Origin of the sequence: Streptomyces sp. NBC_01089 (assembly GCF_045162975.1) — a bacterium.
Taxonomy (GTDB): Bacteria; Actinomycetota; Actinomycetes; order Streptomycetales; family Streptomycetaceae; genus Streptomyces.
The window spans coordinates 1841249-1860246 of record NZ_CP108660.1; the positions used below are offsets into that span (position 1 = coordinate 1841249).

Annotated in this window: 17 protein-coding genes; 9 read left to right on the forward strand and 8 right to left on the reverse strand. The window is 70.8% G+C overall.

From position 1 onward, the window contains the following. Positions 1 to 79: 79 nt before the first annotated feature. Positions 80 to 1681 carry a glycine betaine/L-proline transporter ProP gene (gene proP, locus OG510_RS08125; protein ID WP_406136095.1) on the reverse strand — a complete coding sequence of 534 codons (1602 nt, stop codon included), beginning with the start codon at positions 1679 to 1681 and terminating at the stop codon, positions 80 to 82. A 252-nt stretch (positions 1682 to 1933) separates the two neighbouring features. On the opposite strand from proP, the gene OG510_RS08130 reads away from it, so the two are divergent. Continuing rightward, complete coding sequence (locus OG510_RS08130) at positions 1934 to 3241, forward strand: MFS transporter (RefSeq protein WP_406136096.1); 1308 nt, start codon at positions 1934 to 1936, stop codon at positions 3239 to 3241. Between the two features lie 93 nt (positions 3242 to 3334). Here the strand turns inward: OG510_RS08130 and OG510_RS08135 are convergent, their stop codons facing one another. Continuing rightward, positions 3335 to 4030, reverse strand: a complete 696-nt coding sequence (locus OG510_RS08135) for a TetR/AcrR family transcriptional regulator (RefSeq protein WP_406136097.1) — start codon at positions 4028 to 4030, stop codon at positions 3335 to 3337. A gap of 83 nt (positions 4031 to 4113) precedes the next feature. On the opposite strand from OG510_RS08135, the gene OG510_RS08140 reads away from it, so the two are divergent. Together OG510_RS08140 and OG510_RS08145 are read left to right on the forward strand one after the other, a co-directional pair. Beyond that, on the forward strand, positions 4114 to 5280 hold the full coding sequence (locus OG510_RS08140; protein WP_406136098.1) for an FAD-dependent oxidoreductase: 1167 nt from the start codon (positions 4114 to 4116) through the stop codon (positions 5278 to 5280). Between the two features lie 183 nt (positions 5281 to 5463). Next, positions 5464 to 6039, forward strand: a complete 576-nt coding sequence (locus tag OG510_RS08145) for a DUF4232 domain-containing protein (protein ID WP_406136099.1) — start codon at positions 5464 to 5466, stop codon at positions 6037 to 6039. A 69-nt stretch (positions 6040 to 6108) separates the two neighbouring features. Here the strand turns inward: OG510_RS08145 and OG510_RS08150 are convergent, their stop codons facing one another. After that, positions 6109 to 6930: a DUF4232 domain-containing protein gene (locus tag OG510_RS08150; protein ID WP_406136100.1), complete on the reverse strand. Its 822-nt coding sequence runs from the start codon at positions 6928 to 6930 to the stop codon at positions 6109 to 6111. A 65-nt stretch (positions 6931 to 6995) separates the two neighbouring features. Then, a complete protein-coding gene (locus OG510_RS08155; protein WP_406136102.1) occupies positions 6996 to 8993 on the reverse strand; it encodes a protein kinase domain-containing protein in 1998 nt (665 codons plus the stop codon). Between the two features lie 13 nt (positions 8994 to 9006). Here OG510_RS08155 and OG510_RS08160 point away from each other — a divergent pair, with 13 nt between their 5' ends. From OG510_RS08160 to OG510_RS08170, 3 genes are all read left to right on the forward strand, one after another. Continuing rightward, a complete protein-coding gene (locus tag OG510_RS08160) occupies positions 9007 to 9645 on the forward strand; it encodes an RNA polymerase sigma factor (RefSeq protein WP_164259595.1) in 639 nt (212 codons plus the stop codon). Between the two features lie 82 nt (positions 9646 to 9727). Then, entirely contained in the window at positions 9728 to 10204 is a 477-nt protein-coding gene (locus tag OG510_RS08165) for an RrF2 family transcriptional regulator (RefSeq protein ID WP_406136103.1), read from the forward strand. 170 nt (positions 10205 to 10374) lie between these two features. Next, the gene (locus OG510_RS08170) at positions 10375 to 10986 is read left to right on the forward strand and encodes a helix-turn-helix transcriptional regulator (RefSeq protein ID WP_406142333.1); all 612 of its coding nucleotides are present in this window, start codon (positions 10375 to 10377) and stop codon (positions 10984 to 10986) included. Positions 10987 to 11038: 52 nt separating this feature from the next. Here the strand turns inward: OG510_RS08170 and OG510_RS08175 are convergent, their stop codons facing one another. Continuing rightward, on the reverse strand, positions 11039 to 11860 hold the full coding sequence (locus tag OG510_RS08175; protein WP_406136104.1) for an NAD(P)H-binding protein: 822 nt from the start codon (positions 11858 to 11860) through the stop codon (positions 11039 to 11041). Positions 11861 to 11964: 104 nt separating this feature from the next. On the opposite strand from OG510_RS08175, the gene OG510_RS08180 reads away from it, so the two are divergent. After that, positions 11965 to 12558, forward strand: coding sequence for a TetR/AcrR family transcriptional regulator (locus tag OG510_RS08180; protein WP_406136105.1), 594 nt, complete (start codon positions 11965 to 11967; stop codon positions 12556 to 12558). 70 nt (positions 12559 to 12628) lie between these two features. Here the strand turns inward: OG510_RS08180 and OG510_RS08185 are convergent, their stop codons facing one another. The 3 genes from OG510_RS08185 to OG510_RS08195 all read right to left on the reverse strand — a co-directional run bounded on the left by OG510_RS08185 (position 12629) and on the right by OG510_RS08195 (position 16899). Next, complete coding sequence (locus OG510_RS08185; protein WP_406136106.1) at positions 12629 to 14041, reverse strand: MFS transporter; 1413 nt, start codon at positions 14039 to 14041, stop codon at positions 12629 to 12631. A gap of 87 nt (positions 14042 to 14128) precedes the next feature. Then, positions 14129 to 15298 carry an acyl-CoA dehydrogenase family protein gene (locus OG510_RS08190; protein ID WP_406136107.1) on the reverse strand — a complete coding sequence of 390 codons (1170 nt, stop codon included), beginning with the start codon at positions 15296 to 15298 and terminating at the stop codon, positions 14129 to 14131. A 44-nt stretch (positions 15299 to 15342) separates the two neighbouring features. Next, positions 15343 to 16899: an acyl-CoA synthetase gene (locus OG510_RS08195; RefSeq protein WP_406136108.1), complete on the reverse strand. Its 1557-nt coding sequence runs from the start codon at positions 16897 to 16899 to the stop codon at positions 15343 to 15345. A 130-nt stretch (positions 16900 to 17029) separates the two neighbouring features. Between OG510_RS08195 and OG510_RS08200 the strand changes: the two genes are divergently transcribed. Together OG510_RS08200 and OG510_RS08205 are read left to right on the forward strand one after the other, a co-directional pair. After that, entirely contained in the window at positions 17030 to 17671 is a 642-nt protein-coding gene (locus OG510_RS08200) for a TetR/AcrR family transcriptional regulator (protein ID WP_406136109.1), read from the forward strand. 96 nt (positions 17672 to 17767) lie between these two features. Beyond that, entirely contained in the window at positions 17768 to 18964 is a 1197-nt protein-coding gene (locus OG510_RS08205; protein WP_406136110.1) for a serine hydrolase domain-containing protein, read from the forward strand. Positions 18965 to 18998: the final 34 nt, after the last annotated feature.

The following is an 18998-nucleotide window of genomic DNA, read 5'->3' on the forward strand; positions in this document are numbered from 1 at the left end:
GGGTGCCGGTGCACACCCTCGGCCGGGGCCGCACCGGACGCCCCCTCACCCCGGGCGAACGGCGCGGCCCCGGCGGATGTCAGTCCTGCTTGTCGCCGCCGTGGTGCCGGGCCCACGGATGCCGCAGATGGATCCACACGTCGCGCGCCCGCCGCCCGGCCTCGGTGCGGCTGGCGGCGACCAGCGAGCGCGCCTGGGCATGGGTCTCCACCATGGGGCCCGAGCCGCTCAGGGGCCGGCCCGCCGTCTCGTGCAGGAAGTAGGTGGCGACGAATCCGATGACCCCGGCGACCATCAGGTAGTACGCGGGCACCATGTCGTTCTTGGTGGCCTCGACCAGACCCGAAGCGATCAGCGGCGTGGTACCGCCGAAGAGCGAGACCGAGACGTTGAACGAGATCGACAGGGCGCCGTACCGCAGCCGGGTCGGGAAGAGCGCGGGCAGCGTGGAAGCCGACGTACCGGCGAAGCACACCAGCAGCAGGCCCAGGATGAGGCAGCCGAACGCGGGCAGCAGGATGCCGCCCTCCCTGATCAGGAGGAACGCCGGGACGGAGAGCACGATGAGCGCGATACTGCCCGCCATGAAGACGGGCCTGCGGCCCCAGCGGTCGGAGCTGCGGCCCACCGTGGTGATGGTGAGCACCACCACGACCATGGTGCCGAGCACCAGCAGCTGGGCGGTGAGCGCGTCCTGGTGGAGCGTCTCGGTCATGAAGGTCGGCAGGTACGAGGTCACCATGTAGTTGGTGACGTTGTAGAGCAGGACGAGCCCCATGCAGATGAGCACCGCCTCCCAGTGCTCGGTGAAGATCTCCTTCAGCCGCCCGTGGCCGGACTGCCTGGCCACCTCCACCGGGTCCTCGTCGCCTTCCTCGTGCGGCTCGGACGCGTACTCGGCGGCGTTCTCCTCTGCCTGCCGCTTGAAGGCCGGCGTCTCCTCGAGCCGCAGCCGCATGTACAGACCGATCAGCCCGAGCGGCCCGGCCACCAGGAACGGGATCCGCCAGCCCCAGTGCACCATTCCGTCGTCCCCGAGCACCGCGGTCAGGATGGTGACGATGCCGGAACCGAGCGAATAGCCGACGAACGTGCCGAAGTCCAGCCAACTGCCCAGGAATCCACGCCTCTTGTCGGGTGAGTACTCGGCGATATAGGTGGTCGCACCGGCATATTCACCACCGGTGGAGAAACCCTGCACAAGGCGGCAGATGAGCAGCAGGATCGGCGCGGCGAATCCGATCGAGTCATAGCTCGGCAGGAACGCGACGGCGAATGTACTGATCGCCATCATGATCATGGTCGCGGCGAGTACGCGTTTACGGCCGATACGGTCACCGAGCGGGCCGAACACCAGGCCGCCGAGGGGCCGTACGAGGAATGCGGCGGCGAACGTGGCGAAGGTGGACACGACCTGCGCGCCGGGCGAGCTGGAAGGGAAGAAGACCTTCCCCAGAGTGCCCGCCAAATAGGCGTACACACCGAAGTCGAACCACTCCATCATGTTGCCCAGAGCGGAAGCGGACACCGCCCTGCGTACCTCGGGCTTGTCGGTGACCGTCACGTCATCGGCGCTCAGTGACTGTTTGCGGCGCCGTAGCAGGATACGGAGGAGCCGGTCGTTGGCGGAGTTCGATCCGCCGGACGGCCGTGAATCTCGGCGGGGGCGTCCCTTGCTCATGTCATCCCGTCTGCAGAGCGGCATTGCCGCGTTCATCATCGCTTCGGTCTCCCCTGTCCAGTTTCATCGGAGAAACACAGGGGACCGTGTGTCGGCGCGCCCTCACACACAACCGTCCGTAATACGGAGTGCCGGACCACCCCGTACCCGGTATTGCCGCGACAATGCAGCTTCGAACAGCCCGGCTTGCGGCCGGGACACCCATCGCAGGCCGCTGACCACCGCGAACCACGAGCAGATCCGGAGAAAGGCATGATCCCCCAGGAGACAGGCGATTTCGGTACGGCAGCGGGGGAAACGGCGGACGCGGAGGCAGGGAAAGTCACATCCGAGCAGTGGAAATGGTCCGTGCTGGCCGGTATGGCCTCCTATATGGACGCCGGATCCATCGTCGCGCTCGGCGCGGGGCTCGTGATGTTCCAGTCGTATCTGCACTTGAGTTCGAATGCGGTGGGGCTGCTCGCGGCGCTGGGACCCAATGCGCTGGGCTGTGCGATCGGCGCGTTCATCGGCGGCCGGCTCGGGGACACGCTGGGCCGCAAACGCATCTACAAGTACGACCTGCTCGTCTATGCGGCGGGAATTCTCTGCATCGCACTCGCGGTCAACCCGCTGATGCTCTTTCTCGGCACCTTTGTCGTCGGACTCGCCGTGGGTGCGGACGTCCCGACCTCTCTCGCGCTGGTGGGCGAGTTCGCACCCGCAGCGGCCCGCGGAAAGCTGCTCGGATTCACCCAGATCGCCTGGAGCCTGGGCCCGGTCATTGTGCTGCTGCTCGCGCTCGTTCTCGCGCCGTTCGGTCTGCTCGGCATCCGGCTGGTGTTTCTCCAGCTGTTCGTCGTGGCGCTGGTGACCTGGGCGCTCCGGCGCGGCCTCGCCGAATCGGCGCGCTGGAAAAGGGCCTTCGCTTCGGGGGCGGCGAAAAGGCCCACGGCGCGCGCCCTCTTCCGGGGTCCCAATCGGAACGCGCTGATCTGGACCGGGACGATCTACCTCTTCTGGGGTCTGGCCGCCGCGACGAACGGCATCTTCACCCCGTACATGATCAGGACCCTGCACGCGGGCAGCCAGTCCGCCGGGGTCGCCCTGGCCTGCGGCGGGTTCGTGGTGAGCATCGGGGCGGCGCTGGTGTTCATGAGCTACGTCGACCGCAGCCACCTCACCCGCAAGTGGATGTGGGGCGCGGGCGGCGCCATGCAGGTCACCGCGTATGTCAGCTATCTGGTCCTGCCGTTCACCATCCCGGTGATCATCCTGAACATCGTGCTCTTCGCGGTGGGCGGCACCTTCGCCGGGGAGCCGCTCTACAAGATCTTCAGCCAGGAGCTGTTCCCGACCATGCTGCGCGGCACGGCCCAGGGCTTCACCTTCGGCCTGTCGCGGACCTTCGTCGGCGTCTGGAGCCTGTTCGTACCGGCGCTCGCCAGCACGGGCATCCGGCCGGTGGCCGGGCTGCTGGCGGTGTTCCTGGTGATCAGCGGATCCGTCGGGTTCTTCTTCATGCCGGACACGGCGGGCAAGTCACTGGAGGAGATCGAGGCGGAGCGCGCCTTCGCGTAGGCCCCCCCCTTGATCAGGGCCGGTCGCATGCGGGCGGCCCATGGAGCAGCGGAGGGCACCCGTTGCTCTTCACCGTCGGCCGGGCCGCCGTGATCACTCGGTGCGGGTCACACCGCGGATGATGATCGCGACTTCCGACGCGAACGTCTCGGCGGGGTCACCCTCGGGCATTCCGGCGAGGACTCGTTCCATCGTCGGGTAACGCCCGGTCGCGAGCTGCCGGCTGAGGTAGGGGCCGACCGACGCCTGCCACTGCGTCTCGTCCGCGCCGGTCTCCCGGCTGAGGCGCCGCTCGGTGACCTCGTTGCGGACGGCGCCGATCAGGTAGGCGTTGAAGACACCGAGGGCCGCCATGAGACGGTCGCCACCGCCGGGCCCCAGGGCGTGGGCGAGGGCGGAGGCGGTGGTCTCCATCACCGTCAGAGCGTTCGGGCCCAGGTGCGGGCGGCCGCCGATCAGCTCGACGAACCATTCGTGCCGCAGGGCGCGGTCCCGGGTGGCGACGGCGATCGTGCGGAGCGCCTCCTCCCACTCGGCTCGATCGCCGAGGGCGGCCGCGATCTCGCCGTAGACAGAATCGGCCATCAGGTCGAGCAACTCGTCCTTGGTGGCGACATAGCCGTACAGCCGCATCGGGCTGACACGCAGCTCGGCGGCGACCTTGCGCATCGACAGCCCGGACAGCCCGTCGGCGTCGGCCAGTGCGGCCGCGGCCGCCACGATCCGGCCCCGGTCCGTGGGCGCGATCGTCCGGCCGCGCGGTTCGGGGCGCTCCCAGATCAGATTCACGGCACTACCGTACGCCGTCTCATTCCGTACGGTGTACGGTAGTTTCCGTACGCTGTACAGAAACTTACGGCTGGGGAGCTGGGATGAACACGACCCACAGGAACAGGGAGCCGCGGATCGCCATCGTCGGCGGCGGAATCGGCGGACTGGTGCTGGCGGGGATGCTCCATCGGTACGGGATCACGGCCACGGTGTACGAACGGGACACCGGCCTCGCTGCCCGCGAGCAGGGAGGCACCCTCGACCTGCACCCCGAGTCAGGACAGCGCGCCCTGGACGAATTGGGACTGGCCGATGCGTTCCGTACCGAAGCCCGGCCCGAGGGGGAGAATCTGCGGATCCTCGACCCGGCCGGCAGAACACTCGGCCACCACGCTCCCGAACCGGGCAGCGGCACCCGACCGGAGATCGACCGCGGGGTCCTCCGGAAGCTGCTGATGACGAGGGTGCCGGACACCGCCATGAGCTGGGGACGCCACCTGACCGGTGTCGAGGAACTGCCTGGCGGCGGCTACCGGCTGGTCTTTGCCGACGGCAGCCGGGTGGACTGCGACCTCCTGATCGGCGCGGACGGCGGGCACTCCCACATCCGCCCCCTCCTCACGGACGCGCGGCCGGCCCACCTCGCCGCCTACCTCCAACTCACGATCACCGACGCCGACCAACGTCGGCCCCGGACAGCGGACTTCGTCGGACCAGGCAGCCTCATGGCCCTCGGCAACAACCTCAACCTGGGAGCGCAGCGGTCAGGCGACGGCACGATCCGCGTCTCGGTGACCGTGCGGGCCGACGACGGGTGGCTCCGCCGGCAGCGCTTCGGCAACACGGACTGGGCATGGACGGTGGCACGCCTCCACGATCTCTTCGCCGACTGGGACCCGGGGCTGACCGAGTTGATCGATGCCTGCGACGCCGGATCGCTTGTGGGGCGGAACATCGAGGCGATGCCGGTCGGCACCCGTTGGCCCTCGCGTCCGCATGTCACCCTGCTCGGGGACGCCGCCCATCTGATGCCGCCGGTGGGCGAGGGCGCCAACCAGGCGATGCTGGACGGCGTCCTGCTGGCCGGGGCAATCGCCGAGAGCGGCGATGACCTTGTCGCCGCGGTCGCCGCCTACGAGACCGAGATGTTCGACCGCGCGGAAACGATCGGAGCAGATTCGGCGCAGATGGAGAGCATGGGTCTCGCACCCGACGCGGCCGAGCGGATGGCGGCCTTCTTCGGCCAGGCCGTGTCCCGCGCACGCTAGGGCGTGTCCGCCCGCTCACCGACCACATGGATACCGCATGCGGCGACCGGGACGGGCGTCGTATCTGGGGGGATTTACCGTGAACTTTCTGGCCCGCTGCCGCATCCCACATTCTGGAGAACGCGGAGAGAACGCGCGCCCCACCATCGAGAAGCGCACCATTGAGAGTGGAGATCGATCGACATGGCTGAGCAGCATCGGAACAGCACCGCCGGGCGCACAGGCGTCCGCACCCGTACGGCCCGCCGTATAGGCGGCGCGGGGCTCGCCGTCGTCGCTGTCGCCGGACTCGGGCTCGCCGGGGCCGGGGCCGCGCAGGCGGCGTCCGTGCCCACCTGTGCCACCTCCGGACTCACGGCCTCCTTCGGGCAGGGCCTGGCCGGCGGGATGAACCACGAGGGCGTCGTCCTCAAGCTCAAGAACACCAGCGGCCACACCTGCGACCTGCGGGGATACCCGGGCCTCGGCCTCCAGGACGCCGGCCACCACACGCTCGCGTCGTCGGTGCACTGGGGCAGCACCTGGTACGCCAAGGGCCCGGCCAAGCAGACGCTGACCCTCAAGAACGGCCAGAGCGCCGAGGCGGTCATCGCCTGGACGCACGCCAACACCGGCACCTCCGGCGCCCGGCACGCCGCCTATCTGGTGGTCACGCCGCCCGCGTCGACCACGCACAAGACCCTGAAGTTCCCGCAGTGGGTCGACAACGGTGACCTCGACGTCACCGCGCTCGCCTCGCACATCAGCGTCAGCGGCTGATCAGGCACCGAGGCACACACGGAAGGGGCGGGCCGCGGATGCGGCCCGCCCCTTCCGTGTGTCCTGCTCTCAGCCGCCCGAACCGGCCACGAACGCCCCGACGGTGGGCCCCGAGTTGCTGCCCGACGGCACCGCGCCGCCGTTCCACGGCACGATCAGCGCCACCTTCTCGTCCGGCGGAGTGACCCGTACGGTCGGCGGAGTCACGGTGCCCGAACCGGACACCTCCGGGTTGCTGAACGACAGCGGCGCCCAGGCGCTCCCGCCGGGTGCCACCTTCACCGTTCCGCCGGAGGCGCCGGTGCGCGCCGGATCCACCGAGACCTGGCTGCCGCCGTTGTCCACGAAGGCGAGGCCCGGGAAGCCGCTGACGGTGCAGGTGTGGCCGGATGTGTTGGTGAGGACCAGCGCGAAGTTCTCCTGCCCGGCGCCGGGGTGGTCGTCGCCGACCGTGAGCTTGAGCTCGGAGGTGTGGCAGCGGGCCGGGCCCGCAGGGGACGGCTTACCGCCTCCGCCTGTGCTGCTCCCCGCCGGAGACGACACGCTGGTGCCTGAGCCCTTCGACCCTGACGGGGCGGGGGGCGGCTGCGACCCGTTCCCCGGTGGGGACGGCGGCGGGCTCGGCTTGTCGCTGCTGCCGGACGCGGCGGCCGAGGCACCGCTCGTCACCGGGCCGCCGACACTGGCCACCTTCTGCGGACCCGAGTCGCCGTTGCCGCAGCCGCTGAGCAGCAGCGCTCCCGCGGCCGCCGCCGCGGCGGCCCCGACGACCAGGCCCCGGCGGCCCGCCCATCCGGTCCTCGTGCCGGCACCGGCCCTCGCGCCGGCACCGGCCCTCTCGCCGGCACCGGTCACGTGGTCTTCCCTGCCCCGCTGTCCTGGATTCGGCATGGTGCCGACCGTCCCTTCTCCGATGTCTCTCTGTCTACCTCCGATGACCGGAAGGGCCAAAAAGTTCACGCGGCCGTCCGCACGCTCCGCAGAATGCGGTCGGTGCCGTCCGTACCGAACGTCTCGGCGCACCGGATCTGTACGTACACCGGGGGTTTGCCCTTGGAGACCGGGACCAGCGCGATCTCCTTGAGACTTCTGCCCCCGGTTCCGCAGGAGTCCCACGTGTGGACGGTGCCGTGCCAGTTGCTGTCGGTGTACGTCGCGGTCCCCGCGTCCCGGCAGCCGGGGTGCTTGCTCTGCTTCACCTCCGAGGTCAGGGCCGTGGAGTCGGCCGTGCCCGGGGCGGCCGTACCGGCGAACACCCCGTCGTCGTCGGTCCGCAGATCGGACCAGCCGGCGACGGAGCCGGCCACCGTCAGACCCGGCCGGTGCGGGCTGTCGAGGCCGAGGACACGGGGTGACCAGCCGGCGTCGGCGAGCTGTGTGGCCCAGGCATGCGGGACTTCCAGGCTGAGCTTCCCGGTCGCGTCGCCGACCCGTTCCGTGCTCGGCGGCTTGCGCTCCCAGAGGGTCAGCGCCGTCCCCGCGGCGGCGGCGACCACGACGGCGGTCAGCACCGTCAGTACGGTCCGCCGGGTCCTGGGGCGCCGGGTCCGGGGCGCGGCACTGGCGGTGCCACTGCCGCTGGGTGCGGCGGATGCGGCCGGTACAGGGGACACGGTGGAGGCGGGCTCCGAGGCCGCGTCAGGTCCGGGGTACGGGAGGAACTCCGGGTATCCGGCAGGCTCCGGGGAGAACGGCCGTACGCCGGAGTCACCCGGGAACCCGGGGACGGGCGAGCCGTCCGGGCCACGCGATACGGACGAGCTGTCCGGAGCACCGGGTACGGGCGAGCCCCCCGGGGCACCAGGCATAGGTGAGGCAGCCGGAGCCGAAGAGACAGAAGAGGCAGAGGTGCTGCCCGGGAAGTCCGGCACCGGTGAGTCTCCCGGGGCACCCGGTACCGGCGAGCCGCCGGAGACGTCAGGCACGGGCGAGGCACCTGAGGCAGGAGATACGGGCGATCCGCCCAGGACCGAAGAGGCAGAAGAGCCCGAAGAGGCAGAAGAACTGCCCGGGACGTCAGGTATGGGCAGCCCGCCCGACGCCGCGGATGCGGGCGAGGCACCGGAACCGACCGAGCCGACCGAGCCGCCCGAGGCACCCGAAGCGCCCGAGCCACCCGGCACGGGCGATGCGTCCGCGACCGGGCCCGCCGCCCCGGACAGGGGCAGCGTGCGCAGCCGCTCCAGCTCGTCCGTGAACGCCCGCGCGCTCTCCCAGCGGTTCTCCCGGTCCGGCTCCATGGCCCGCTGTACCGCGGCCACGACCGGCGCCGGCAGGCCGGGCCGCAGCTCGTCGGCCGGAAGCACCTTGCCGGGCGGCCCGGGGACCGTACCGGTGAGCAGGTGGTGCAGGACGGCGCCGAGGCTGTAGACGTCGGCGCGCGCGTCGATCCCGTCGTACGGCTCCGCCTGCTCGGGCGCCATATAGCCGCTGCTGCCCGCGATCACGGTGAGACCGGACGCCTGCGCCAGGTTCTTCGCCAGTCCGAGATCGGCGATGAGGACCCGCTCATGGCCGCCCGGCCTGCCCTTGAGCAGGATGTTCGACGGCTTGATGTCCCGGTGCACGATGTCCGCGTCGTGCAGTGCGGCCGCCCCGCGCGCCGCCTCGGCGGTCAGCCGCAGCGCCTCGTCCACACCCAGTTCACCCGCGGTCAACAGGTCGTCCAGGGTGCCGTGGTCCGCGTACTCCATGACGAAGTAGGGCCGTCCGTCGGGGAGATCACCGATGTCGAAGACCTGGACGACGCCGCCCGAGTTCGCCCGGCGCAGCAGCCGCGCCTCCGCGACGAAGCGCTCCCGGATGTCCAGACGGTACGACCAGTTGTCGGCCATCACCTTCACCGCGACATCGGCGTGCAGCCGTTCGTCGTGGGCCAGCCACACCACGGCGAACGCCCCCGTGCCGAGACGGCGCAGAACGCGGTACCGGCCAATCTCTTCTGGTACGGACATGTGGCTATCATGCATGGGTGATCCCCCAGCGAGTCCAGCCGGCCCGACGCGCGGAAACCCTCCCGTGACCCGGCCCGCCGATGGAACAGAGGCCCTGGCCGTCCGAGCGTCCGGCGGCGACCGGGAGGCCCTTGACGCCCTGCTCCGGGACATCAGTCCCGATGTGCTGCGCCGCTGCGCCCGGTTCCTCCTGTACCGCGAGGACGCCGAGGAAGCCGCCCAGGACGTGCTCGTACAGGTGGCACGCAACATCCACCGTTTCGAGGGCCGCAGCAAGTTCAGCACCTGGCTCTACACGGTGGTCGCCAACTGCTCGCGGCAGAAGTACCGCGAGCTCAAGCGGCGCGCCGCCGAGACCCCGCTCACGACGGCGGAGACGACCCACCCCGACCCGCGCACCACCAGCGTGATCGCGGGCTCGCGCGTCGATCTGCTCGAAGCACTCGAACGGCTGGAGCGGGAGGCTCCGCAGCTGGTGACGCCGCTCGTCTACCGCGACATCTGCGAACTCGACTACGCGGAGATCGCCGACCGGATGAACCTGCCCGTCGGCACGGTGAAGTCCCGTCTGCACCGCGCCCGCCAGCAGGTCAGGCCCTGGCTGATGACCGGCGGAGACACCGGCGGGGCGCCGGGCGGCTCCGGGGTCTGAGCGAGACCCGCCACCGGCCCGTCTCGGGCCGGGCCCAGCTGTCCCGGTCAACTCCTGGTATCCCCTTGCCTAGACTGGCCGCATGAAGCTGTCCCAGGGCGTGGAGTGGGGTCTGCACTGTGCCGTGCTGCTCGCGCAGGTGCCGCCCGGCGGGCTGCTGCGCCGTGATGCGCTGGCCGGTCACTTCGGTCTGCCCGAGGCGTATCTGTCCAAGCACCTCCAGGCGATGACCCGGGCGGGTGTGCTGTTCGCCAACTCCGGCCCGAAGGGCGGCTACCGGCTGGCGCGCGCCGCCGAATCGATCTCCGTCCTCGATGTGGTGGAGGCCATCGAGGGCACCGCCGCGCCCTTCGTGTGCCAGGAGATCCGGCAGCGCGGAACCGGGGCCTCGTCCCCCGAGGAGTGCCGGCGCACCTGCATGGTCAACTCCGTGATGGACCAGGCCGACGAAGCCTGGCGCGCCTCCCTGCGCGCGGTCAGCGTCGCCGGACTCGTCGACCGGCTGCCGGGTTCCGTACGCACACGGAACGAGGAATCGCTCCGGCCGGCGGCCCGCTGAGACCCCACCCGGCTCGCCGGCGGACCGGGCAACCGGAACACGTCGGGTGGCGCGTACGGCCGCGCCGACAGGACCACGACCGATCGGAAAACGGGGCGGCTGCTGTGAGTGAGAGACCTGCCACACCTCCCGGCCCCGACGGCGCCGGGTGAAGCTCACTCGGGGCTTTCATCAGGTCGCGCAGGGAGCGGCTCTCGCCCGCGGTCGCCGGTATCGCGGACACGGCCCGCAGACGGACACCGGGGCTGCGGCGCGAGGAAGTGGCCGTGATCTCCGGAGTCAATGTCAGCTGGTACACGTGGCTGGAGCAGGGGCATGACATCAGGGTCTCGCGCCAGGTGCTCCGCTCGCCGGCCCGCGCCCTGCGGCTCTCCGCCACGGAGGAGGAGCACCTCTTCCGGCTCGCGGGGGAACTTCCGCCCAGGGCCGGTACCGGCGGGGCGTGCCCGGTGGCGGCCGGTCATCTGCAGGCCGTACTGGACGCCCTCGACCCCAACCCCTCGTTCCTGCTCGACCAGCACTGGGACATCCTGGGCTGGAACCGGGCGGAGGCCGGTCTGTTCACCGACTTCGCCCAACTGCCCGACGCCCGGCGGAACACGCTCTGGATCCTGTTCGGGTGGGCTCCCGCCCGGACGCTGATGCCCGACTGGGAGCAGCAGGCGACGCGTGTGCCGGCCCAGTTCCGGATGGCGGCCGACGAGCATCCGGCGGACCCCAGGTTCGGCGAGATCACCGCTGAACTGCGGCGCACCGTAACGGACTTCGCCCTCGCACCATGACGCTGGATGACCTCGTCCCATGCGGCGCAGCCGATCCCTCGCGATCGATCAGTCAGCGGAACTCTGCGATGCGGTCCGCCGCCCAGTCCTCGAAGGCGTGGCCGCGGCGGCCGAGGATGCGCTCCAGATCCGGGGAGACAGCGGTCGGGGTCTCCACACACGAAGCGAAGTAGCGCAGCAGGGAGTCAGCGATCTCCTCGGTCATCCAGGGACTGGAGAGCATGGCAGCACGGGCAGCTGAGTGCGAGATCTCTTCGTAGCGCAGGGGGCGCCCGAGAGCCGCACCGAGGATGCGGACCTGTTCCGTGAAGCTCAGCGCCTGGGGCCCGGTCAGCACGGGCGTCTCGCCGGACGGAATCGCTCCCGTCAAGGCACGGACGGCGACGGCGGCTATGTCGTCCTCATGGACGGGTGCGGTGACGGCCCCGGCATACGGACCTACGACCGTGTCGCCGGCCTTGACCTGGCCGATCCACTGCCGGGCGTTGGCGGCGAAGGCGTCGGGCCGCAGATGGACGAACTCAGGCGCGACGGACTCCGCAGCGGCTTCCAGCTCGCGGTGGCGGTTGGCCACAGCGTGATGGCTGTCGCCGGAGAGCACGGACGAGGAGGACAGGGTGACCACGCGGGTCACCCCCGCCGCTTCGACAGCGTCGAGCAGGGCCTGCTCGCCCCGCCACAGGGCCGCCGGGTTCACGAACACCGCCGTGACACCGTCCAGGTCGGGATGTGCGCTGTCGCAGGACTCGACACCTGCGGGAAAGTGGGCGGCGCGAGGGGCGCGGGTGAGGGCGCGGACGGGATGGCCGGTGGCGGCGAGACCCGCCACAAGGGGGCGACCGACGGTGCCGGTGGCTCCGGTGATGAGGATCAAGGTTCTCTCCGTTCGAAGTACCGAGCCCAGCTTCAACCACCTGGATGAATGTGTCAACCAACCAGATGATTGACGGCTTGGCGGGCGCCAATATCCTTGCTCCCATGAATCCGCCCACCCGTCGCCGGGCCGCCAACCCCGCAGCCACCACATCCGACGACTCCCGGACCCGGCTCCTGGAAGCCGCGAAGGACGTCTTCGCCGAGAAGGGGTACGCCGGAGCCCGCGTGCAGGAGATCGCTGACCGTGCGGGTGTGAACAAGCAGCTGATCAACTACTACTTCGGCGGCAAGAACGGGATCTACGCCGAGCTGGGCCGCCAGTGGCTGAAGAGCGAGACCAAGCTGCAGGACCCCGAACTCCCTTACGACGAGCTGGTCCTCGGTTACCTGCGCAACAACTTCGCGGACCCGCGCGGCGTACGCCTGGAGGCATGGTCGGAGCTGACGGGCCGCCCGGACACGCCGGAGCCAGGGACGGAGGACCTCGCCGACATCGAGCGCCGGCAGGCCGAGGGCGAGCTGAGCGACACCATCAGCCCCGCCATGGTCATGCTGCTGTCCCAGGCGCTCGTCATGGCGCCGCACCTGATGCCGGACACAGTGCGCCGCATCTTCGGCAGCGACCCGGCGGAACCGGGCTTCCAGCGCGACTACACCGAGCAACTGGGACGCCTGCTGCGCCTGTTGCGCGCCTGATCCCCGCTGTTGCGCTGTGGCGCGTGCGGCGTTCGCCGATCACCCATGACCGCTGAACCGTGGGAACCAGTCATCCGACGCCTCCCGTCCCCGAGCCCAGCCCCAGGCGCCGCGCGTCGCGTTCCGGCCTGATGACCGTGATGGCCACCGCCCCGGCGGCGAGCATGACGCCGGCGGTGACGAGGAACGCGGCGGTGTATCCGCCCTGTTGTGTGGCCCCGGCGTCGATGAGATGCCCGGTGAGCGCAGGAGCGATCAGGCCGGGCAGGGTGCCGGTCGCGGCGACGATGCCGAACACCGCGCCCCGCTGCGCGGTGGGGACCGCCTCGGCCGTAGTCATGTAGTGCAGCGGCACTGCGACCCCGGCGCAGCCGAAGGCCACGGCGATGAGCAGGAAGCGCGGCCCCGGGGCACCGGCGAACGGGAAAGCCGCCATGGCCGCGCCCGCGGCGCACACGACCGCGCCCTGCAGCGCCCCGCACGACCAACGGCTGGACACCCCACGGGACTTGAGCAGGTCGACGAACGGCGAGACCGTCAGCAGGAGGACCAGGCTGAAGGCCGCGACGGCGCTGACCGTGGTCGCCGCCGCCCCCGGCGCCATGCCGAGCTGCGTCCGGAGATAGGCGGGCAGCCACGCCTGGCTCAGGGACAGCGCCCAGGAGGCGCCGAAGGCGCTGGATATGCTCCCCAGCACCGTGCCGGTGAGCAGGAGTCTGCGGTAGGGCAGCCGGACGGCGGTGAGCGGCGCGGCACCCTCCTGAACCGGCACGGCACCCACCTGAGTCGGCACGGCACCCTCCTGAACCGGCTCGGCGGTCCCCACGCCCGGCCGGCGGGCGTCGTCGTACGGGCCGTCGTGTCCGCCCTTCCACCACAGCAGGCTCCACACCGCGCCGGCCAGGCCGAGCGCGGCGAACGCCGAACGCCAGCCGAAGGCGCTGATGAGCCAGGTGACCACCGGTGCCGCGATCAGGGTGCCCAGCGCCGCACCGCCGATCTGCAGCGCCGACGGCAGCCCGCGCCGCTCGGGCGGGAACCACTTGTACAGGGCGTGCATGGACATGGAGGCCGCGGGGCCCTCGGCGGCGCCGAGCAGCAGCCGCCCGGCGACCAGGGTGGGGACCGTGGCCACGACGAGGACCGGGAGCTGGGCCACCGCCCACAGCAGCCCCATGACGAACAGCAGCAGCCGGCTGGACAGCCGCGAGGAGAAGAAACCGACGACCAGACCGGAGAGGCTGAACAGCAGGGAGAAGGAGCTGGAGATGAGCCCGTAGGTGCCGTTGCTGATGTGCAGGTCGTCCATGACCGGTACGGCGGCCAGGCCCAGGACGGATTTGTCGGCGAAGTTGACGACCATGAACGCCACGATGAGGCCCGTGACGAGCCAGGCGCGGCGGCGGTCGTGGGCGGGGAGTGGCGCGCTGCGGCCTTCGGTGTGCCCGTCGGCGGAGAGCTGGGGCTGAGGTCGGGGTGCCACGAGTGACTCCTGCGGGTTCGGGGAGGAGCAGGCGGCCGGGGCGGCGGGCGGCCTCCCGCCCGGCGCGCCCCTGCCGGCCGCCGCCGCTCACATCAGCGACTTGGCGATCGCGTTCTTGTGGATCTCGCTGGTGCCGGTGACGACACGGAACATGCGCAGCGTCCGGAAGATCTGCTCGACCTCGTGGCCGCGGGTGAGCCCGGCCTTGCCGTGGATCTGTACGGCCTGGTCGGCGACGCGGAAGCAGGACTCGGCGGTGAGCAGCTTGCACATGTTGGCCTCGACGCCGATGCCCGCCCCCCGGTCGGCGCGGGCGGCGGTGGCCATGACCGCGGAGCGGGCGGCGTAGATGTCGGTGGCCATGTCGGCGAGCTTGTGCTGGATGGCCTGGAGGGCGATGAGTGGCTGCCCGAAGGCGACACGGCTCCTGGAGTACGCGACGGACAGGTCCCAGGCGCGCCGTGCCGCCCCGATGAGCGAGGGGCAGTGCAGGAGGCGGTTGAGGGTGATGCGGCCGATGCCGATGCGCAGTCCCTGGCCGATCTCGCCCAGGAGGTTCTCGGCGGGGACCCGGCAGCCGTCGAAGTCCAGGTCTCCCTCCATCTGTTGCCCGGACATGGGGACAGCACCGTCCAGGACCCGGCAGCCGGGGCTGTCGAGGTCGACGAGGAACGCGCTGTACGACTCCTCCGTACCGGCCATGCGGGCGACGACGACGGCGAAGTCGGCGAAGGGTGCCGCCGAACTGAACACCTTCCGGCCGGTGAGGACGTACGCGTCGCCGTCGGGTGTGGCGGTGGTGGTCATGCGCCGTACGTCGGAGCCCGCGTCCTGCTCGGTGAGGGAGAAGCAGCAGGCGAGTTCGCCCCTGATGACGGGCAGCAGATAGCGCTCCATCTGGTGGTCGGTGGCGTACCTGACGATGGAGCCGGCGCGCAGCGGTCCGCCCATGTCGCCGAGGACCGAGTGGGACAGTACGGCGCCGGACGCGGTCAACTCCTCCTTGAGTGCGCAGAGTTCGGTCAGGCTCAGGCCCTGTCCGCCCAGCTCGGCGGGGAGGCTGACGCCGTAGAAGCCGAGTTCGCGGCTGCGTTTCCAGACGTGTTCGAGGGTCGGCCGGTCCAGCCTGGTCTCCGGGGTGAGGCCCCGCTCGCGCTCGTAGGGGATGAGCTCCTCGTGGAGGTAGCGGCGCAGGTCGGTGACCAGGGTGTGCAGGCGCGGGTTGTCGTCGTAGGAGGGTTCGAGGGTGAAGGGCATGGTGTGGCTCCTGTTCGGCGGGGTCGGGGGCGCGGCGGCGGACCTCAGTGGACGCGGCGCTCGGCGCCCGCCCAGTAGGGGTCGCGGATCGCGCGGCGGTCGACCTTGCCGTTGGGGTTGTGCGGCAGCGCGGCGACGAAGTCGACCGAGCGGGGCTTCTTCATACGGGCCAGCCGTTCGGCGCAGAACGCGATGAGTCCGGCCTCGGTCGGCGTGCAGCCCTCGCGCGGTACGACGACGGCCTTGACCGCCTCGCCCCACCGGTCGTCGGGGACACCGACGACGGCAGCCGCGTACACCTCCGGGTGCTGGTGCAGAGCGGACTCGACCTCGACGGCGTAGATGTTGAAACCGCCGGAGATGATCATGTCCTTCTTGCGGTCGACGATGAAGACGTAGCCGTCAGCCCGGCGGCGCGCGAGGTCGCCGGTGAGGAACCAGCCGTCGCGGAAGGAGGCAGCGGTGAGGGCGGGTTCGTTGAAGTACCCGGGGACGACGTCGGGTCCCCGTACGGCTATCTCGCCGATCTCGCCGTCCGGCACCGGCACCCCGTGCTCGTCCACGACGGCGACCTCCGCCTCGGCGCGCGGGCGGCCGCAGGACAGCAGCAGTTCCTCGTCCTCGCCCTCGATGGCGCGCCGGTGGTCGTCGGTCGACAGGAACAGCACACCCGACGTGGTCTCCCCGCAGCCGTACCCCTGGGACAGCACAGGGCCGAACAACTCCCATGCCTCACGGATGCGTTGCGGCGCCATGGGGGCGGCTCCGTAGATCAGCTGGCGCAGCGTGGAGAGGTCGTAGGAGCGGGCGTCCGGCAGCGCGAGCACGGCGTTGACCATGGTGGGGACGACGAACGCGTGCGTCGCGCGCTCCTGCTGGACGGTGGCGAGGAAACCTTCGGCGTCCCAGCTCGGCAGTACGACCGCGCATCCGCCCGCGAAGAAGATGCCGAGCAGTGGCATGCCGGAGGCGTGGGTCACGGGCCCGGCCAGGATCTGCCGGTCGCCGGGGCCGACCCGAGTGTCGGGCCCCATCACCATCTTGCGCATCACCGCGGCGCGGTTGCCGTACGTCTGGATCGCGGCCTTGAGCTTGCCGGTCGAGCCTGAGGTGAAGTGCAGTACGGCAGGGTCGCCGTCGTCGCAGCCGGTGTCGACGGGTTCGGGGGCCGCGCCGGCGAGCACCCCGGCGTAACCGGGTCCGAGGTCGCTCGGGCCGTCGTAGCCGATCACCGTCCGCACGCCGCTGCCGGGCACCGCGTGCCGCGCCGCGTCCAGGTGCGCGGCGTCGGTGAGCAGGACGCGCGCGCCCGACTCGCGCAGCAGATGGGCCACTTCACGCTCGCCGAGCCGGGCGTTGACCGGGGCGCGCACCAGCGCCGCCTTGTAGAGGGCCAGCTCCGTGACGACGAGTTCCGCGCGGTTTCCCGCGAGGGTCGCCACACAGTCGCCCTTGCGCAGGCCGAGGTCGCGCAGCGCGGTGGCGAGCCGGTCGCTGTGCTCGTCGAGGGCCGCGTAGCCGAGCCGGATCTCCCCGCAGACCAGGGCTTCGGCTTCGGGCTGGTGGCGGGCTGTCCTGCGTACGTACCGTCCGAGGTTCATCGCGCTCCATGCACAGTTCTCAACGATCAGTTCCTGAACAAGTTGTTCAGAAACTATCTTGGTGTACGAGAACGTAAATGCAGCGTTAGTGTCAGGTCAACGGTTCGCACGAAGAGGAAATGATCCGGCCATGAAGCCCGCAGCCCCCAAGCCCGCCGAGGACCGCCGCGTCCGCCGCACCCGTCACGCACTGCGCTCGGCCCTCGTCGGCCTGGTCCTGGAGCAGGGATTCCACGCGATCACCGTGGAGGAGCTCACCGAGCGGGCCGATGTCGCCCGCGCCACCTTCTACGCCCACTACCGCGACAAGGAGGACCTGCTCGTGGACGTCGTCCGGGACCTCGCCGCGGACAGGGAACGGCTGCTGCCGGCCGTCGAACAGGCCCAGGCCCAGGGCTTCACCGGCCTTCCCGTGCTCTACATCTTCCAGCACGCGGAGCAGGAGAAGCCCGTCTACCGGGTCATCCTGCGGGGCGAGGGCGACGGCCGGGCGCTGCGGGAGTTCACCGAGATCACCTGCGACCGGGTCGAGCGGCTGTTCCGCGAGCGCGCCCAGGAGCTCGGCGTCACCCCGCGCATCCCGTTCGACGTCATCGCGCGGGCCTGGACGGGCGAGCTGCTCGGTCTGCTGACCTGGTGGGTGGAGAACGACACCGGGTACAGCGCGGCCGAGATCACCGGGCATCTGCGGGACCTGTCCGTGTACGGGCGGGTGTGGGCCTCGGGCCTCGCCCCCTCGGACGCACCGGGGGCCGTCGACACCACACCCTGATCACACCCCGCCCGCGCACACCGCCCACACTCCACACTTACTGAACAGTCCGTATGGTATCTATCGGTACTTCAACCGATAGTCAGGAGTGAGCGCATGACGCAGCCGGTGGAGATGTCCTCGTTGGCGGACCTCGTCTGGGCACGGGGTTTCACGGATCCGGCGTGGGTGCGCCGGCACAGCACCGCGGGCCGCGAGACGGTGCCAAGCCGCCGCGTGTGGCGCGGCCAGGACCGGCCACGCGAACTGCCGCTGGCGGAGCGGGACTCGGGCATCGACAGCCTCCGGCTCACCACCCGCGACGGCCGCACGGTCCCGCTGCCCGAGGTGTTCGCCGCGGCGCAGACGGACGCCTTCCTCGTCCTCCACCGGGGAACCCTCGTCCAGGAGACCTATCTGCACGGCTACGAGTCCCACGTCCCGCACTTCAACGCGTCGGCGGCGAAGTCGTACATCGGCCTGCTGACGGCGATACTCGAACACCAGGGACTGCTCGACCGGTCGGCCCGGGTCTCCTCGTACGTACCCGAACTGGCCCCAACGGCCTTCGGCGAGGCCGAAGTCGGCCACCTGCTCCACATGGGCACGCAGATGAGTTACGCGGGCCGCCCCTACGACAAGGCCCTGGAGGCCCAGCGCTACGCCGCCATCCTCGCCCCGCAACTGCGCCCGTACGGCTACACCGGCCCGGCCACCATCCGCGAACACCTCGCCACCGCACGGGCGACCGCCGCCCCGGGCACCGGATTCCGTTACGAGAACGGCAACGTGGAGGCGCTCGCCCACGTCCTGCGCCGTGTCACCGGGACGACCGTATCGGCGCTGCTGTCCGAACTCCTCTGGTCCCGCATCGGGGCGGAGGAGGACGCCTACTACATCCTGGACTCCGAGGGCGCCGAGTCCGCCTGCGGCGGCTTCAGCGCGACCGCACGGGACGTGGCCAGGCTCGGCGAGATGATCCGCTGCGGCGGTACGGCCGGCGGCCGGCAGGTGGTGCCGGAATCGGTGACCGCCGCCATCACCGCGCCCGCTCCCGAGTACGCCCGGCGCGTCCGTTTCCCCACCGCGCCCGCGAGCACGCCCGCCACACTCTCGTACCACGACCTGTGGTGGATCCCGAACGACCCCTACGGCTCCTTCATGGCCAGCGGCATCCACGGGCAGCGCCTGTTCGTCTCCCCCGGACTCGACCTCGTCGTCGTGCACTTCGGCTCCCAGGTCATGTCACCGGCGGTGCCGCAGGTCCCGCTGATCGAGGCGTTCCAGCTGGTGGGCACCCACCTCAACGGCTGAGAGCGGCCGCGTAGCCGGGGTGCACCGGGCATCC

Bases quoted from the DNA above. Each gene is read 5' to 3' on its own strand.
- OG510_RS08130 (WP_406136096.1), top strand. From the start codon at position 1,934: ATGATCCCCCAGGAGACAGGCGATTTCGGTACGGCAGCGGGGGAAACG.
- OG510_RS08150 (WP_406136100.1), bottom strand. From the start codon at position 6,930: ATGCCGAATCCAGGACAGCGGGGCAGGGAAGACCACGTGACCGGTGCC.
- OG510_RS08160 (WP_164259595.1), top strand. From the start codon at position 9,007: ATGGGTGATCCCCCAGCGAGTCCAGCCGGCCCGACGCGCGGAAACCCT.
- OG510_RS08180 (WP_406136105.1), top strand. From the start codon at position 11,965: ATGAATCCGCCCACCCGTCGCCGGGCCGCCAACCCCGCAGCCACCACA.
- OG510_RS08140 (WP_406136098.1), top strand. From the start codon at position 4,114: ATGAACACGACCCACAGGAACAGGGAGCCGCGGATCGCCATCGTCGGC.
- OG510_RS08155 (WP_406136102.1), bottom strand. From the start codon at position 8,993: ATGTCCGTACCAGAAGAGATTGGCCGGTACCGCGTTCTGCGCCGTCTC.
- proP (WP_406136095.1), bottom strand. From the start codon at position 1,681: ATGAGCAAGGGACGCCCCCGCCGAGATTCACGGCCGTCCGGCGGATCG.
- OG510_RS08200 (WP_406136109.1), top strand. From the start codon at position 17,030: ATGAAGCCCGCAGCCCCCAAGCCCGCCGAGGACCGCCGCGTCCGCCGC.
- OG510_RS08145 (WP_406136099.1), top strand. From the start codon at position 5,464: ATGGCTGAGCAGCATCGGAACAGCACCGCCGGGCGCACAGGCGTCCGC.
- OG510_RS08195 (WP_406136108.1), bottom strand. From the start codon at position 16,899: ATGAACCTCGGACGGTACGTACGCAGGACAGCCCGCCACCAGCCCGAA.
- OG510_RS08165 (WP_406136103.1), top strand. From the start codon at position 9,728: ATGAAGCTGTCCCAGGGCGTGGAGTGGGGTCTGCACTGTGCCGTGCTG.
- OG510_RS08205 (WP_406136110.1), top strand. From the start codon at position 17,768: ATGACGCAGCCGGTGGAGATGTCCTCGTTGGCGGACCTCGTCTGGGCA.
- OG510_RS08190 (WP_406136107.1), bottom strand. From the start codon at position 15,298: ATGCCCTTCACCCTCGAACCCTCCTACGACGACAACCCGCGCCTGCAC.